The 13846-nt window shown below is 71.0% G+C and carries 18 protein-coding genes and 4 pseudogenes; 8 read left to right on the plus strand and 14 right to left on the minus strand.

Annotated elements, in window-relative coordinates:
- Nucleotides 1-45: 45 nt before the first annotated feature.
- The 5 genes from ACIQU4_RS17835 to ACIQU4_RS17855 all read right to left on the minus strand — a co-directional run bounded on the left by ACIQU4_RS17835 (nucleotide 46) and on the right by ACIQU4_RS17855 (nucleotide 2909).
- The gene (locus ACIQU4_RS17835; protein WP_403731133.1) at nucleotides 46-309 is read right to left on the minus strand and encodes a hypothetical protein; all 264 of its coding nucleotides are present in this window, start codon (nucleotides 307-309) and stop codon (nucleotides 46-48) included.
- Nucleotides 310-559: 250 nt separating this feature from the next.
- Complete coding sequence (locus tag ACIQU4_RS17840; protein ID WP_403731136.1) at nucleotides 560-835, minus strand: hypothetical protein; 276 nt, start codon at nucleotides 833-835, stop codon at nucleotides 560-562.
- A gap of 174 nt (nucleotides 836-1009) precedes the next feature.
- Nucleotides 1010-1432, minus strand: coding sequence for a glutamate-cysteine ligase family protein (locus ACIQU4_RS17845; protein ID WP_403732079.1), 423 nt, complete (start codon nucleotides 1430-1432; stop codon nucleotides 1010-1012).
- A gap of 1034 nt (nucleotides 1433-2466) precedes the next feature.
- Nucleotides 2467-2733, minus strand: coding sequence for a DUF4235 domain-containing protein (locus ACIQU4_RS17850; RefSeq protein ID WP_403731138.1), 267 nt, complete (start codon nucleotides 2731-2733; stop codon nucleotides 2467-2469).
- Nucleotides 2730-2909: a hypothetical protein gene (locus ACIQU4_RS17855; protein ID WP_403731141.1), complete on the minus strand. Its 180-nt coding sequence runs from the start codon at nucleotides 2907-2909 to the stop codon at nucleotides 2730-2732. The genes ACIQU4_RS17850 and ACIQU4_RS17855 overlap by 4 nt, the downstream gene beginning before the upstream one ends.
- A gap of 811 nt (nucleotides 2910-3720) precedes the next feature.
- Between ACIQU4_RS17855 and ACIQU4_RS17860 the strand changes: the two genes are divergently transcribed.
- The gene (locus ACIQU4_RS17860; protein ID WP_403732082.1) at nucleotides 3721-4068 is read left to right on the plus strand and encodes a SixA phosphatase family protein; all 348 of its coding nucleotides are present in this window, start codon (nucleotides 3721-3723) and stop codon (nucleotides 4066-4068) included.
- A 148-nt stretch (nucleotides 4069-4216) separates the two neighbouring features.
- On the opposite strand, the gene ACIQU4_RS17865 is transcribed toward ACIQU4_RS17860, so the two are convergent.
- Complete coding sequence (locus ACIQU4_RS17865; RefSeq protein WP_403731143.1) at nucleotides 4217-4786, minus strand: hypothetical protein; 570 nt, start codon at nucleotides 4784-4786, stop codon at nucleotides 4217-4219.
- Nucleotides 4787-4985: 199 nt separating this feature from the next.
- On the opposite strand from ACIQU4_RS17865, the gene ACIQU4_RS17870 reads away from it, so the two are divergent.
- On the plus strand, nucleotides 4986-5450 hold the full coding sequence (locus ACIQU4_RS17870; protein WP_403732085.1) for a DUF6381 family protein: 465 nt from the start codon (nucleotides 4986-4988) through the stop codon (nucleotides 5448-5450).
- Nucleotides 5451-5481: 31 nt separating this feature from the next.
- Here the strand turns inward: ACIQU4_RS17870 and ACIQU4_RS17875 are convergent.
- Nucleotides 5482-5856, minus strand: a pseudogene (locus tag ACIQU4_RS17875) (glutamate-cysteine ligase family protein); the annotation flags it as partial.
- 13 nt (nucleotides 5857-5869) lie between these two features.
- Nucleotides 5870-6250: a glutamate-cysteine ligase family protein gene (locus tag ACIQU4_RS17880; RefSeq protein WP_403731146.1), complete on the minus strand. Its 381-nt coding sequence runs from the start codon at nucleotides 6248-6250 to the stop codon at nucleotides 5870-5872.
- A 140-nt stretch (nucleotides 6251-6390) separates the two neighbouring features.
- On the opposite strand from ACIQU4_RS17880, the gene ACIQU4_RS17885 reads away from it, so the two are divergent.
- Entirely contained in the window at nucleotides 6391-6777 is a 387-nt protein-coding gene (locus ACIQU4_RS17885; RefSeq protein ID WP_403731149.1) for a hypothetical protein, read from the plus strand.
- Nucleotides 6778-6993: 216 nt separating this feature from the next.
- Nucleotides 6994-7575, plus strand: a complete 582-nt coding sequence (locus ACIQU4_RS17890; RefSeq protein ID WP_403731152.1) for a DUF2231 domain-containing protein — start codon at nucleotides 6994-6996, stop codon at nucleotides 7573-7575.
- 37 nt (nucleotides 7576-7612) lie between these two features.
- Here the strand turns inward: ACIQU4_RS17890 and ACIQU4_RS17895 are convergent, their stop codons facing one another.
- The 4 genes and pseudogenes from ACIQU4_RS17895 to ACIQU4_RS17910 all read right to left on the minus strand — a co-directional run bounded on the left by ACIQU4_RS17895 (nucleotide 7613) and on the right by ACIQU4_RS17910 (nucleotide 9692).
- On the minus strand, nucleotides 7613-8086 hold the full coding sequence (locus ACIQU4_RS17895) for an iron-containing redox enzyme family protein (RefSeq protein ID WP_403731155.1): 474 nt from the start codon (nucleotides 8084-8086) through the stop codon (nucleotides 7613-7615).
- Nucleotides 8087-8300: 214 nt separating this feature from the next.
- A complete protein-coding gene (locus ACIQU4_RS17900; protein WP_403731158.1) occupies nucleotides 8301-8558 on the minus strand; it encodes a CDGSH iron-sulfur domain-containing protein in 258 nt (85 codons plus the stop codon).
- A pseudogene (locus tag ACIQU4_RS17905) lies at nucleotides 8551-9186 on the minus strand (HemK2/MTQ2 family protein methyltransferase); the annotation flags it as partial. The pseudogene ACIQU4_RS17905 and the gene ACIQU4_RS17900, both read right to left, overlap by 8 nt.
- A gap of 272 nt (nucleotides 9187-9458) precedes the next feature.
- Complete coding sequence (locus ACIQU4_RS17910; protein ID WP_403731161.1) at nucleotides 9459-9692, minus strand: DUF6479 family protein; 234 nt, start codon at nucleotides 9690-9692, stop codon at nucleotides 9459-9461.
- 49 nt (nucleotides 9693-9741) lie between these two features.
- Here ACIQU4_RS17910 and ACIQU4_RS17915 point away from each other — a divergent pair.
- Both ACIQU4_RS17915 and ACIQU4_RS17920 read left to right on the plus strand, forming a co-directional pair.
- A pseudogene (locus ACIQU4_RS17915) lies at nucleotides 9742-10002 on the plus strand (transposase); the annotation flags it as partial.
- 65 nt (nucleotides 10003-10067) lie between these two features.
- Nucleotides 10068-10595 carry a hypothetical protein gene (locus tag ACIQU4_RS17920; protein ID WP_403731164.1) on the plus strand — a complete coding sequence of 176 codons (528 nt, stop codon included), beginning with the start codon at nucleotides 10068-10070 and terminating at the stop codon, nucleotides 10593-10595.
- A 299-nt stretch (nucleotides 10596-10894) separates the two neighbouring features.
- Here ACIQU4_RS17920 and ACIQU4_RS17925 read toward each other — a convergent pair whose 3' ends face one another.
- The gene (locus tag ACIQU4_RS17925; RefSeq protein ID WP_403731167.1) at nucleotides 10895-12022 is read right to left on the minus strand and encodes a TIGR03118 family protein; all 1128 of its coding nucleotides are present in this window, start codon (nucleotides 12020-12022) and stop codon (nucleotides 10895-10897) included.
- A gap of 568 nt (nucleotides 12023-12590) precedes the next feature.
- Between ACIQU4_RS17925 and ACIQU4_RS17930 the strand changes: the two genes are divergently transcribed.
- Both ACIQU4_RS17930 and ACIQU4_RS17935 read left to right on the plus strand, forming a co-directional pair.
- Nucleotides 12591-12800, plus strand: a complete 210-nt coding sequence (locus tag ACIQU4_RS17930; protein ID WP_403731170.1) for a hypothetical protein — start codon at nucleotides 12591-12593, stop codon at nucleotides 12798-12800.
- 223 nt (nucleotides 12801-13023) lie between these two features.
- Nucleotides 13024-13230, plus strand: a complete 207-nt coding sequence (locus ACIQU4_RS17935; protein ID WP_403731172.1) for a hypothetical protein — start codon at nucleotides 13024-13026, stop codon at nucleotides 13228-13230.
- Between the two features lie 55 nt (nucleotides 13231-13285).
- Here ACIQU4_RS17935 and ACIQU4_RS17940 read toward each other — a convergent pair.
- Nucleotides 13286-13845 (minus strand): annotated as a pseudogene (locus ACIQU4_RS17940) (transposase family protein); the annotation flags it as partial.
- Between the last annotated feature and the right edge of the window lies 1 nt (nucleotide 13846).

The raw sequence follows: 13846 nt of genomic DNA on the forward strand, positions 1-13846 counted from the left end.
GGGGTCGGTCGCCCGCCTCCCCGCCGAAGCTCCGCGGGCACCCGGTCACAGGTCGAGGCCGAGGCCGAGGAGGGCGTTCTCCACGATCTCGGTGAGTGCGGGATGGATCCGGTACGGAGAGCCGGCGAGGGTGGTGGCATCGATGCCGAGTGTCATCGCCAGGACGAGGGGTTGGATGAGGGTGGGGGCCTGCGCGCCCATCAGGTGGGCGCCGAGGAGGCGTCCGGTGCCGGGTTCGGCGAGCACCTTGCAGAACCCGGTGGTGTCCTCCATCGCCCAGCCGTAGGCGATGTCGCCGTAATCGGCCATGCCCACGCAGTAGTCCAGCCCTTTGCCACGGCAGTCCTGCTCGGTGGCGCGACCGAGGCGATCTGGGGCTGGGTGAAGACCGCCGCCGGCACCAGTTCGTGGTCGCAGGCGATCAGGTCCTCCGGGTGGCGGAGGTTGTGCGCGACGACCTCCGCCTCGCGGTTGGCCACGTGCTGAACGAGTCGTCGACGACGGCGTTGCCGGATCCCGCACCGATGACGACAAGATCGTGGTGGCGCATCCCGCCACCCTACGAGGCCCTGCGCCAGGCCGGCGCGCCGGCGCGCTTGCCCCCGCACACCGGGGCGCCGAGGGTCGTGCGCACCAGGTCGCCGACCACGTCGCTCAGGCGGCCCCGCCGCAGATACGACGCACGCTGGCGTGCGGCCCCGCCGCCACAGCGCCGCACCCGGTCGAACAGTTCCCCGGCGAGATCGGAGTCCCCGAGCGCTGCCAGCCGCCCCGGCCCAGCCCGCGCCAGCAGCAGCTCCACCGACCTGGCGGCCGGTACGCACTCCCCGCTCACGGGATCGAGTCCCTCGCCCTCCAGCCCCTGCCGTCGGCGATCTCGAGCAGCGGGGCGGTGGCCAGCCCCCGTACGAGGGCGGTGAGCAGCACCACCATGTCGAGGTCGGCGTTCACGTCGCAGAGCGGATCTCCAGCGTCGGTACGTGTTCTGTGGGGCGCGCTTACCAATAGATCATCCGGCGGTCCAGCAGGGTGCCGGTACGCAGCAGGTGGTCGGCGGGGCGCTCATAGCCAGCTTCGTCGAGCAGGGGGGCGGGCCCCACGCCGGGCCACTGGGCGTGCTCCACTGACCGCCGGCCGGTCCAGCCGGTGTCGCGACCCAGGGAGAGGGCGAGTTGGCGGCAAGCGCCTGCAGGGTCGGCAGCCAGGGACGCACGTGGTTGGCCAGTGCGAGTGCCTGGCCGCGCCCGGTCACCCCCACGTGGATGTGGCAGCGGCACACCATCCCGTCGTACGAACCCACCAGGGACGGCCGGCGGGCGGCCATCCGCCCGTACCGCTCGCCCGGAGTCACGGTCGGAGGACGCTCCGGCGGGATCACCGGAGTGCCGGTTGCAACCAGCAAGCATCCTTCCCCGGCCGCGGCCTCCGCCATCACCTGCCGCAGCAGCGCCAGCTCCGACCGCAGCTCGGGCAAGGCGGGCCGTGGGGCGGGTGCACACCTCGACCTGCGCACCGAAGAACTCGGGTTGTGCCTGTTTGCCCAGTACCGAACGTACGGCTTCTACGACGCGCGGACCGCGCGCCACGGGCATTCCCGTGCGCCGGTCCACGAGCAGGAACTCCTCTGCCACTCCCACCGTCATCCACCCGGTGCCTCGTGCCAGGCCTACCTGGACGCGATCGACTGCACGAACCGGGGCGATCTCTTCGGGGGACACGGCAAAGCCCTTCGTCGACCGGGCCACGGCAAGCCCGCCAGGCTCACCCGTCACATCGCCGCTGCCCACCATCCGGCACGCCAACCGGAGCGGGAACGCCCCGACGGCTGCGGGCGTGTTCCGCACGCCCTGTCGTGCCGCCCGGGCCGCTCTCCAGTGCCCGACGGGCCGCGGCACGCATTCAGACGGGGTTCACACCAACCTCACGCAGAGTCCGCCTCTCGGGTGTTGTCCGGGTGGATCTGCTCTTCACGGCCGATGCCCGGACGGTGGCGCTTGGCACGGTGCCCCCCGGCATCCGCGTCGTCCTCTGCCCTCCCCCTGACGACGGCATCGTCCGCCTGGCGCCGGGCCTCACGGTCTCCGCTCTCGCCCACGGCTTCGGACGGCGTGGTCCGCGGGTGTCGCCTGGACTTCTCGTGGTCCGCCATCGCGTCCTCCTTCGGTGGTCCCTGTCTCCCGCGACTACCCCACACCGTCGCCCCGAAGCCTGCCGATCCGTGAGTGGCCATAGTCGCCGTGGCGGGCGGCAACCTTCTCGGCACGGTCGTGGTGACCTCTTCCGACGTCGCTGCCAGAGCAAGAGGCCAGGGATCGGCCCGCAGCACCCGCGGCCTTGCCGGGGAGGTCCGGGCAGAGACCCGGAACAGCACTGAGCCCGGAGATGGAGCCTGGTGGGGTCCGTCGAGCATGATCCGTACGGTGTCCATGTGAACGGCGTACACCCGGGCGGAGCTGCGCCCGACTCTCAGGCTGGCCAGGTACCGGACAACCGCCGGACGGCCACGGCCCCCGACCTCTCCACGGCCGCTTTGACCAGGGCGAAAATCGCCCCCTGGATGGCGGCCGCGATCAGTATCTCGCGCCAGTTCCGCTCTTCGTCCGTGGCGTTCGGCGCATCGTCTTCGTGGCCTGCGAGTTTCCACACCTGCTTGAAGAGCGCCCCGGCCACAAGGCCGGCCCCGGCCCCGAGCGCCAGCCCGACCGGCTTGTAGGTGACTTTCGATGCCTTCATCGCAGACCTCCACGGCGACGGACCCCCACGGCCACCCCTATCAGCAGGGCCGCCCCGGCCAGGAGCAGAAGCTCCAGGTCCCGGGCGACGGCATCGGCGCGTCCGGCCCTCGCCCTGACCATCGCGGGGACCGCGTCCTGTACGAGGCGTCCCACATCGGCGGTCGTCCGGCGCATCCGGGTGGCGGTAGCGCTCGCTTTGGCGCCGACCCGTTCGGTGGCCACGACCGCCCGATGTCCGGCCGTTGCACGCGGGTACACGCGTGCGGCGTCGTCTTTCATGCGTGTGACCTCTCTTCATCCCGGCGGGGGCTCGTGCGGGTCGGGGTTCTCATGCCGGCGGCCCGGCAGGGTCACCGGGTGCCCTCATTGCGCGTCTGCCCGTCCGCCGCCCATGCACACCGCGAATCACTCAGGACGGAAAGTCCATTGCGATCCGTCCCACCCGGGTCTGCGCGCCGCGAACGGGATCGTGGTCCCGGCCATTGCCTGCACCAGGGCGGCGGCACCCGAACGCGGTGCGGCTCCTCGTCGCCAGCGCTTCGAGGAGCCTCACCGGCCGAACCTCGGGGGCTCTGCCACGGCCTGGTGGGCCTGCCGCCGGGTTCAATCCCCGGACCGGTCCCGCTTGCCCGCCCGGCGCTGGGCCCCGGTGCTCGGCGTGAGCGCGTCACCGGCCTCCCGGTCCTGAGCTGCTCGGGTGGAACTGGCTTCCACCGGTCTTGCCACGGCTCTCGCGAAACCGGGACGCGGGCGGCAGGAGCCACTCGTGACACCCCGCCTGCCCCTCCCGCCCGGTCTCACAACCCGATCGAATGAGGGCGCAGGGGCACCGGGTACCGACGGTCTGGGTGCGCGTCCCTATCCAGGGTCGCCGTGGAGCCCCGGCAGCAGGTAGCGGAATTCCACATCCCGCTCGGCCAGCAGCGCATCGAGCTGCTAACGAGACCCTCGCTAGCCACGGGTCTGCCCGCTGCGCGACCGGGGGCTGGCCGACCGGGGGCGCCACGACGCCCCACAGGCACGGCGCCGACTGGCGCAATCCGGTGTCGGGATCGACCTGGCCCTGTGTTCACCGGCGCTGCGTAGCCGTCAGACGTGGCAGCTTATGCTGCCGGAGCTGTCGGCGCCCCCGACGACCGTCTACGAGGACAGGCTCTACCGCGCCGATGCCGAAGGCCTGCTCCCCGTCGTGACGGGGACCACGTCCGGGCTGACCGGACTCGTCATGGTGGGACACAACCCGGGTGACCACGAGCTGGTGTCGCGTCTGTGCGGCGACGGGCCGAAGCAGCTTGTGCCGCGGGTGCACTCGGGTTTCCCCAAGTCGGCCTGACCGTGGTTGGCGACTGGGAGGAGGCGGACTGGGGCGCTGCGCACCGGGAAGCATTCTGGGCACCGGCGACGACTGAGTGTCCGGTCGACGACAGAGTGTCCGGTTGCGGCGTGGGACCGTGCGATCGCCGGCGGCCGGCCCAGCCGGCCTAGAACGCGCCGCGAGGGAGGGACTGGCCAACGGACGGGCTGGCAGCCTGGGTGCGGGCGGTGCTGCCCGGGGCGAAGACCCGGAGGGCACACATCGTGCGCAACCTTTCGAGCGTCTCGGCTTGTTCTTCCGCCCGGTCCAGGAGCCACGCGAGCTGTGCCTTGTCGAGGCGGTCATCACCGTCTGCGAGGCTGCGCAGGCTGCGCCAGCAGGACCGCTTTCCTTCCACGCCCAGCCGCATCGCTTCGAGTTCGATGACGTCGCTGAGCGGCGAACGCAAGAAGAGGCGTCGGTTCAGCTTCAGGCGCCCCGCCTTCTCCCCCAGCCAGCCCAGGGCCGCTCGGGAACGTCGTACGGGTACCTCCAGGCTCCCCATGATCTCCTTAAGGGATTCCCGGTCCTGCTCGACTTCCCGAGCCAGACGTTCCAGCTGCGGGCCGAGGGGCCTGCCGTCATGGGCCTTCGCTGCCCGGTTCAGCAGCTCAAGTCCTGCGCTGGATCCCGCGAGGTGATCGTTGAGGTAGAGACCGAGCAGATGGGAGGAGTCCTGTGCCGATGGCGTGTGCATGATCGCACCTCCAGTGGATCGGTGCCGGGGGACGACGCCCCGAGTTGCGGCTACCCCCTGCCGGCCGTCCCACGCACGCGCGCTTCGAGGCCGGTGGCGTTGATCAGCGCGCATCGGCGGGAGCGCGCGCCGGAAGTCCCCGGTCTGCGCAAGCTGGTCGTGGGAGGCCTCGGCGACGTGAATCTGCTGCCGCACGCCCCTGCCGCACGAGCGGCAGCGACTGAAGGACAAGGCCGTGCGCATCCGGGAGAAGAGCGAGCAGGAAGACGGCAGGGGCAGCGGGACCGTGCCCGCCGCGTCAGCCGGCGGCTGTGGTGCGGGCCAGATCGCTCACCACATCACCCAGGCGTCCCCGCCGCAGATACGCGGCACGCTGACGGGCGGCCCCGCCCCCGGAGCCCCGCACCCGGTGGAACAGCTCCTCCGTGAGCTCGAGGTCTCCCGCTGCCGCCAGCCCGGGCGCGGCTCGGGCCAGGAGCCGCTGCACCAGGGTCGAGGCCGATCTGCCCGCCGCCCAGGGGATCGAGGCCTTCGCCTCCCAGCCCGTACCGGGCGGCGAGCCGATGGGCAGCGTACAGGCGCCCGGCGGGCGGGTCGGGCGGCGGCCGCCCGTCCCCGATCTCGAGCAGCAGCGCGGTGGCCAGACCCCGCACCAGGGCGGTGAGCAGCAGCACCACGTCAAGGTCGGCGTTCACGTCGCAGAGCCGGATCTCCAGCGTCGGTACGTGCTCGAAGGGGCGCGCATACCAGTAGATCATCCGGCGGTCCAGCAGGGTTCCCGTCTTCACCAGGTGGTCTGCGAGGCGCTCGTAGCCGACTTCGTCCAGGAGGGGCGCGGGCCCCATGCCGGGCCAGCGCGCGTGCTCCACGTACCTCCGACTCGCCCACGCGCTGTCCCACCCGAGGGAGAAGGGCGAATTGGCGGCGAGGGCCTGAAGTGTCGGGAGCCAGGGACGCATGTGGTTGGCCGGCGCGAGGGCTTGACCGCGCCCGGTCACCCCGACGTGGATGTGGCAGCCGCACACCATCCCGTCGTACGAACCGACCAAGGAAGGCCACCGGGCGGCCATCCGCCCGAAGCGCTCACTCGGGGTCACGGTCGGAGGACGCCCCCGGTGGGATCACGGGAGTACCGCTGGCCATCAGGAGGCATCCCTCGTCGGCTGCCACCTCTCCCATCACCTTGCGCAGCAGGGCCAGTTCGGACCTCAGTGCCCCCAGATCCACCGTGGGGCGGGTGCACACCTCGACCTGCGCACCGAGGAACTCCTCCTGGATCTGCATACCCAGCACCTCGGTCGCGGCTTTCACCACGCGCGGACCACGGGCCACGGGCGCTCCCGTACGCCGGTCCACGACGACGAACTCCTCCTCCACCCCCACCGTCAGCCTGCAACCGTCCCGTGGGAGGGCTGCCGGCGCGGGGTCGATGCCACAGAACGGGCCGATCATCATGGGAGACATAGGACTGCCCTTCATCGGACGGTCCGGGGGTCCGAAGCCGGCTCCCCGGCACCTCGCTCCCCCCCCTGGTCGTCCGCCAGTCGCTACGGAGCGCCTCCACGCCAGTCCCCCCGTTCGCGTATGACCGGCGGTAGGACCCCGTGCCGGTCGCCTTCGTTTCGTCGGCCGAGGACGACCGGCAGATCCTGCCCGGTCTGTTCGGACTGCCGGAGCCCTGGGCGTCGAGCCGGGTACTGCCGCTGCGGACCTTCGCCACCGCCCGCTCGGTCGAATTCGACGCCCTCTTCCTGGCAGGGGTGCCCCACCCCGGCACAGACGCCCACGGCGTCGGCGACGCCACGACAGGAGCGCCCGTATTGGAAGGACCCGACCCGCGGATCCTGCTCATGGTCACCGAGGCCTATCGCCACGCGAAGGCCGTCGGTGGCTGGACGGCGCAGCGCAGCTTCTCCAAGCCGCCGGTATCGGGCTCGACGAGCCGCGCGTCGTCGCGGACGAGAGCAGTGCAGCAGTCGTGGAAGCGCTGACGCGCGCCCTGGGAGAGCACCGGGCCTGGGAAGGTTCCCCGCAGCCGTCTGAACTGCGAGCCCGGCCCGGCGCCAGGTCGCGGTCACACCCGCAAGACGTCTGCGGGCGAAACCCGTGAACGCGTCCGGCCACGACTCCCCCGTCGGCGGGCAGGCCGTTCGGGTGTAGTCGGCGCCATCGCGGGATGGCAGCCGGATGCCGGGTAGGCGTCGTACATGAACGCACACACCCTCGACACCTCGACGACGGCCGGGCACACCGCGGCACTCGACACTGCATCCGCATGGTGGCTGACGGCCCTGGACCGGCTCGAACGAACGACGGTGGCCGATCCGGCGATCAGGGTTCTCCAGCGCGGGATCCGTTCGCTCCCCCTGGGCGGGATGCGTGATCTGTTGCGCGGCAGGCCGCTGGGCCACCCGGTGCATCCCGTGCTGGTTCAGCTACCGATCGGCTGCTGGCTGTCGGCCGCCGTACTGGACGCCGTACCGGGGGCACAGCGCGCGGCAACGACCCTCACCGCCGTCGGGCTGGCCGGGGTCGCCCCGGCAGCGGTCGCCGGCTGGGTGGACTGGGCCGACCTCCCGCCCGAGCAGGCCCGGGTCGGGCTGGCCCACGCGGTCTCCAACGTGGCTGCGGTGGCCTGCTACACCGCCTCCCTGACGGCTCGGCTCCGCGGCCGCTCGGCGAAGGGCGCGCTGTGGTCATGGGGCGGGCTGACGGCGGTCGCCGTCAGCGGTGCGCTGGGCGGCCACGTGGCCTATCGGCAGGCCGTCGGACCCCATCCCGCAACCTAGGCTCGATGCGCGCAGCGTGCCCCTCCTGGCCCGCCCGTCACGGCTCCGGCAGGGCCGTGCGCAACGCGCTGCGCCCCTGGTCCCAGGCCCGGTGAAGGTGCGCCTCGAGGCGGTCCTCCAGCAGATCGGTCGCCGCACACCCGAGGGCGACGCCCGCCTCCCGGGCGGGTTCGTCGGCGAGGAGGCCGCCGATCACCTCGTGGCGTACGACCTGCTCGTGCACCGCGTCGGCCTCCACGTGCTCGGCGTGGAAATGCTCGGCGGCAGGACCGGCAGCGCAGCGCCGCATGGCCCTGGCCATGCGGCGGGAGCCGGGACGAGGTGACCTCGACGCACGCAAAGTGCCCGTCCACGGGCTCGACGAGGAGCGGGGCGAGGGCGTCCTCGACCGATCGGGGTTCGTCGGACAGCTCGATACGCACAGCTCGATACGCAGGGAGTGCAGGAAGCGGACTTCCATGTCCCAGCGCATCCGCAGCAGGTCCGGGTCCCGTTCCCGTGTGTCGTCCACACCGTCGAACCCACCGTGGTGCAGCTCGTACAACAGGTAGAGGGCGAACTGGACGTCCTCGCCTCACGGGTCGCACTTCAGCACGGATCCTGGGCGTACACCGGCGAGCCGCCCGATCGCAGGGCCTGCGTCACGGCCCCGGACAAGCGCCCCCGTCCTTCGACCAGGCGGGGACCGGCGGCCGTCACCGTCGTACTCGGGCCGGGAGGGGTCATCACGGGTTCCCTTCCTCGGGCGGCGAGGCGGCTCGGTCGCGGGGGCGGTGGCTGGTGTCGCACCAGGGGTACGTGCGGCCGCGGCGGCAGGTGCACACCGCGACCATGAACCGGTCCGACCGGGCGACCGTCCCGTCGCCGAGGACGATCTCGACCGGCCCCTCGACGAGGACCGGGCCCTGCGGGTCCACGGACACCCGGCGCGCGGGCGACGCGGCCAGGACCTGGCACGGGGCGCTGTCGGAGGTACTCGGCACGGATGATCACCAGCTCTTCCCTCTCCTCGGCCTTGGTCGCCAGGCCCTGGTGCTCCGGCCAGGCCCGCCGCGAACGCAGGACCGGGCCCCACACCACTCAGGCTCTCGCCGTCACCCGGGCCGCCAGCCCGAGCCGTGCCAGCCGCTGCACGGTGGCGTCGGCCCCGCACATATGCGAATGCACCATCAGCGGGACGCCCCCGGGCCTCAGCAGAACCGGGGTTGCCGAGCAGATCCTGTCGATGACCGTGCGCCCGTCGTGGCCCGCGTCCCAGGCGCGCTCCGGCCCACGCGACGGCAACCGGGCCCGCGGGGACGGCACGTACGGAGGGTTGGCGAGGATCAGGTCGAGGCGGCGGCCGACGGTGCGCACCGCGAAGTCGCCGTGCAGGACCCGCAGGGGCGGCCGCCGCCGCAGGGCGTTCAAGCGTGCCGTGAGCTCGGCGGGCCAGGAGACGTCGACCGCGGTGGCCCGGGCGCCCGGGCTCGCAGCGTGCAGGGCCAGGGCGCCCGTGCCGGTCCCGATCTCCAGGGCGTCCGTACCGGGCCCGAGGTCTTCGTACGAAAGGGCTTCGGCAAGGAATCGGGTGTCCGCCTGCGGGCGGTATACGCCCGGAAGGGCCAACAGCCCGCCGGAATTCTTCCCGAGGCAATAGCCGTTCCGGTCATTGCAGGCCTCCGAAATCTCGTGCAGCCCGAACAGGGGGCCGCGGTAATGTGCGACACACAGCCCCTGCCCCGCAATCTCCCTTCCATCCGGTATGACGTCTCCATTCGGAGGAGCAGATGGAAATCAATTCTCGGTCCCGGGAAGGAATTTCGGCCTCCTGAAGCGATGGGCACCGCTCGTATCGGTCCTCAAGGGCCGGGGCGGGGCCACACCCCGTTCCGCGGTGGGACTCACCGACGCGGCGCCCCCTGCCCGCCCGCGTCATCGTCCGGCGTCTGCCAGGAGTCCTGGCGCCGCTGCGCCACGGGGTTCTGCTCTGCCGGGCGGGCCGGGGGCCTGCGCCGCGCACTACACCGGCTGTCGTACCAGAAGGCGCCGATCAGGAGGACGACCACGCCGACTCCGGCGAGGATGAGAAGGAGCGGGCCCCGACCTTCGGCCGCGAGGATCTCGGTAGCAATCATGACGGGCGTCTACCCGTGATCGGCAGGCTTACGGGGTAGCTTGGTCCGGCTACCGCCGTATGCACCCGACCTCAACCCCGTCGAGGCCGTCTGGTCACTCGTCCGCGGAGCGATGGCCAACACCGCCTTCGATACACCCGACGACCTCGACCGCATACTTCGCCGCGAATTACGCAGAATCCAGCTCCGGCCCCACCTGATCGACGGCTGCCTCACCGCCACCGGCTTGACCCTCACACCACCGACCCACCCTGAAATCCTCAGTAGGCTGACGACCGGGCTATTCGAATGGGGGCGTCGTAGATGGTAGTTGCTCAGCCGTTGCCGGTTCAGGGGATACACACGGGCCCCTTCCCGATCGGGGCTGCGGTAGTCATGCTCGTGGTCGGTGGGGCAGTCGCCGCCTCTGCCGCGCTCTCGGCCAGGGGATCCGAGCCGAAGGGCGATGGCAAGTCCCTGAGGAACTGGCTGCTCGGACTCGGCACGGCGTTGTGCGTGCTGGGCGGAGCCGGTTTGTTTGACCACTACTTCGTGACCCAGCGGACGAGCGACGGACTGCACGCCGCCGGTCGCCAGATCATCGACGACGCGGTGGAGGAGGCCCGGGACTGCGACCCCTCGTCCCCTGAACCCACCTTCGTCTATCCGAGCGGATCGGTGCCCGGCGGGGCTGCCACGTACGTCCCGTCGCCGTGCAGCACCTCCCCGCGTGACGTACTGCTGTCGAACTCGACGACATTGACCGCCCTGATCGGGTACAAGGCGGAGGAGGGAGATTTCTTCTCCACGAACGGGCACGTGACGGTGACTGACGAGGACAACGGCAAGCAAGTCTGCGCCACCGTTCCGGACATGACGAACGGCAGCGGCTCTGTTACCGACGGCGCATGCCGGGATTACTGAGGATTTCAGGGTGGGGTCGGTGGTGTGAGGGTCAAGCCGGTGGCGGTGAGGCAGCCGTCGATCAGGTGGGGCCGGAGCTGGATTCTGCGTAATTTTGGGCGAACCCACGACGCCGGGGCGCGCGCGGCATGCGGTCCCGACCCCGGCAGGCTCCCTCCAGGCCGTCCCTGAAGGCGCGGACGCCGCCCGAGACCGTGGACGAGGAGCTGTGAGGCCTGGGCGGGGCCAGGCCTCACAGCCGCGGCGGGCACCGCTGCCACCCCAGGCGCGGGCTTGCCCCGGGGTGGCAGCAAGGCCGGTCAGTGTTCGGCGCGCAGGACTCCGAGCAGACCGTCGGCCTCGTCGTTGATTCCCGCAGCGAACCAGATGGCTTCCCTGCCGCCGGCCTCATCGGTGCCGCGCTGCAGCCCCCACAGCCCGGGGATCGTGATCTGGTTGCCGTCGGGGTCCTCCAGGGTCCCCTTGAAGGCGCCTGTGTGCAGGTCGAATGCGTTGATGCGGCCGTCTCCGAAGTTGCCGACGAGCAGGTCACCGGAGAACTTCCCGAAGCCCTTGGGCGCCACTTCGAGGCCCCACGGCGAGTTGAGCGCACCCCGGCTCGCGAAGCGCTTCAGCAGCTTCCCCTCCGTGCTGAACACGTCGATGAAGCCGTTGCCCGGACCGGGGACGTCGTCCTCCTTGTCCGCGTTCTGCAAGGCGTAGGTGACGAAGACCTTCGAGTCGATCTCCTTGACGTCGAACGGCGCGAAGCCTGCGGGGAGGTGGGGGTCCTGGAACGCGCCATTGGGCGGGAACAGGTCGAAGTCCTCGTCGAAGATGTCGATGCGCGCGTCACGGAAGTTCGCGACGAGCAACCTCGGCTCTTCGCGCTTGTGGCCCGTCCCCTTCTTCTCGTCCTTGCGGTTGTCCGCGTCCTTGCCGCGGACCAGCGCCAGCCCCTTGAAGATGGCGGTCTCGCCGTCACTGTCTTCATGGGCAACCCGTACCGCGTCCGTCCGGGACACGTCCGGGTTGTAGGCGAACAGGTCACCGTGCTCCCCCGCGAAGAGGAAGCGGGCGGGACCGGTCTCTCCGAAGCCGCTGAACTCGAAGTCGTCGCTGTCATTGCGCACGACCCCGGTCGGGGCGCCCTCCGTCGGGAACGACACGACCCGGGGAAGGATCCGGACAGGCTTCCCCTTCTGGCCGCCCGAGTACGTCGTGGCCTTGTCGGCGCCGGCGTCCGAGACCAACAGCTCACCCGTGCGTGCGGTCGTCAGGCCCCAGGGGTTGACCAGGTTCGGATCGGTCACCTGCGCCCTGCCGGGGATGTTGGATACGAGGTCGGTTTCCCGGAAGCCATCATGTTGCTGCTGTGGATCCCCCGGATGGGGCGGCGCCGCAGCCACGAGCGCACCGACAGCGCCCAGGGTCAACGCGGCTGCCATCAGTCGCATCTTGAGTGGACGGTGTCGGTGGGCCGATGCCTGACGTGTCATGGAGATGCTCCTCTTCCAGTGCGGACGAACTGGTAGAAATCATCACAGGGGAGCCCGCGTGGACACGCCACCCGACACGCCTCCCTGTCGTGCTGTCCTCAGCCGAACGGACCGCGCGCCCCACCACGCGGGTCCTGGACCTGGACCTGCGCGCCACGTTCCAGCAGGCCCGGGATCTCGCTGTCAGCGGTCTCCGGATGCAGGCAGAACTGGTCAAGAGCAGGGGTGATCAGGGACGATACGCCACCTTGTCCCGGACGATGTCCTCGCACAGCTCCAGCACCAAGCGGTACTCGTCCTCCAGCAGCGCCCAACCACGTCCCCGGCGACCAGGCCGACCGCGGCCAGGCCCTGGCCCGTCCAGAACCCGGCCGGGACTGCGGCTCGCGGCGAAGACCGAGGGCTTGGCCGCAACGGACGCCGGGCCCGAGGTCGAGCGTTCGAACTTCCGCCGGACCAGAGGCCAGAGCAGCCGCAGTCCCGGCGAGACGATCTCCGGATCGTTCCCTTCTACGGCATGGGCGCCAACCTCGCCATGCTCGACGGCACCGACCTCGCCCGAGCCATCATCAAAACGCCTACCATCGACGACGGCCTGCGCACCTACGAAGCCACCCCGCTACCCCGCTCCGTCCAGGCCGCCGAAGGCGCCGCGGAAGGAATCGGCAGCACCGTCGCCCCCGACAGCGCCACCACGACCCTCGGCCACATGACCCAACACCACTGACGTCGCCTTCTACGGCACCGCACCGGACACTGTCGCCTTCCCCGACGAGCGCGGGGCACACCCCTTCGTGCTCCGGCACGCCGCATCCCCACGCAGCGCCCTACGCCTTCGACCATCAGGCCGGACCCAGCGTGTGCACGTCCTGGACGCCGCCCGCCTGTTCCGCCCGGCACTGTAGAAGGCGCCCGCGGGATCGGTTCTGCACTCGGCCGCCGACGGGGGTGTGCCGGTCCGCAACATCGCCGAGGTGATCGGCGGCCGCCTGAACCTGCCGACGGCTACCGTCCCGGCAGGGGACTTCGGATTCCTGGGCGGGGTCCTCGCCGTCGACCAGCCGGCGTCCAGCGCGCCGACCCGCGAACTACTCGGGTGGCAGCCGGTCCGGCCAAGGCTCGTCAAGGACCCGGGCAAGGGCCACTACTTCGCCTGAATACGGAGCACCCCGCCCGAGGGCAGCGCAGCTGGCGCGACGCGCCAACCGAGTCGCCCCCGTCGGCGTGCTCGACGACCAACCTCGTCACGGACTTTCCGACGGCGGCCTTGCCGCCGGATTCCTCCCACGCCTTGCGGTCGTTACGGTTTCCGGCGAGGGGCCAGCCGACCACGACGACGAGCCGGGTGTCGGCGTCGATGACGACCTGATGGTTGGTGGAGTACCGGTAGTTCTTCGACTGCGCGGCGAGCGTGTGGTCGCTGGTGGGCACCAGGGTGCCGTCCACATGAGCACGGTGTCCGCGGTGAACCGCTTGCGGGGCTGGAGCGCGAGCATCAGCCCGAGGTAGTCGATGATGCGGTCCTCTGCCGACTTGGACACTCCGAACAGCGGAGCCAGCTGGCGCATCGTCAAGTTCGTGCGCCAGAACGCCGTAACCAGCAGTGCCCGGTCCTTCAGCGGAAGGCTCCACAGCCGGCCCTTGCGGACCGCATCAGCGCCCTTCCGCCGCAGCGCAGTCACCAGCCTGCCGGACAGGCGCGGGCTCAACCCGGTGTACGGGGCTACCCAAGGTGACTGGGAGTCGCGGCTCCAGGCCCAGTAGGGCACCATC

It is taken from the genome of Streptomyces sp. NPDC090741 (assembly GCF_044769045.1).
GTDB lineage: Bacteria > Actinomycetota > Actinomycetes > Streptomycetales > Streptomycetaceae > Streptomyces.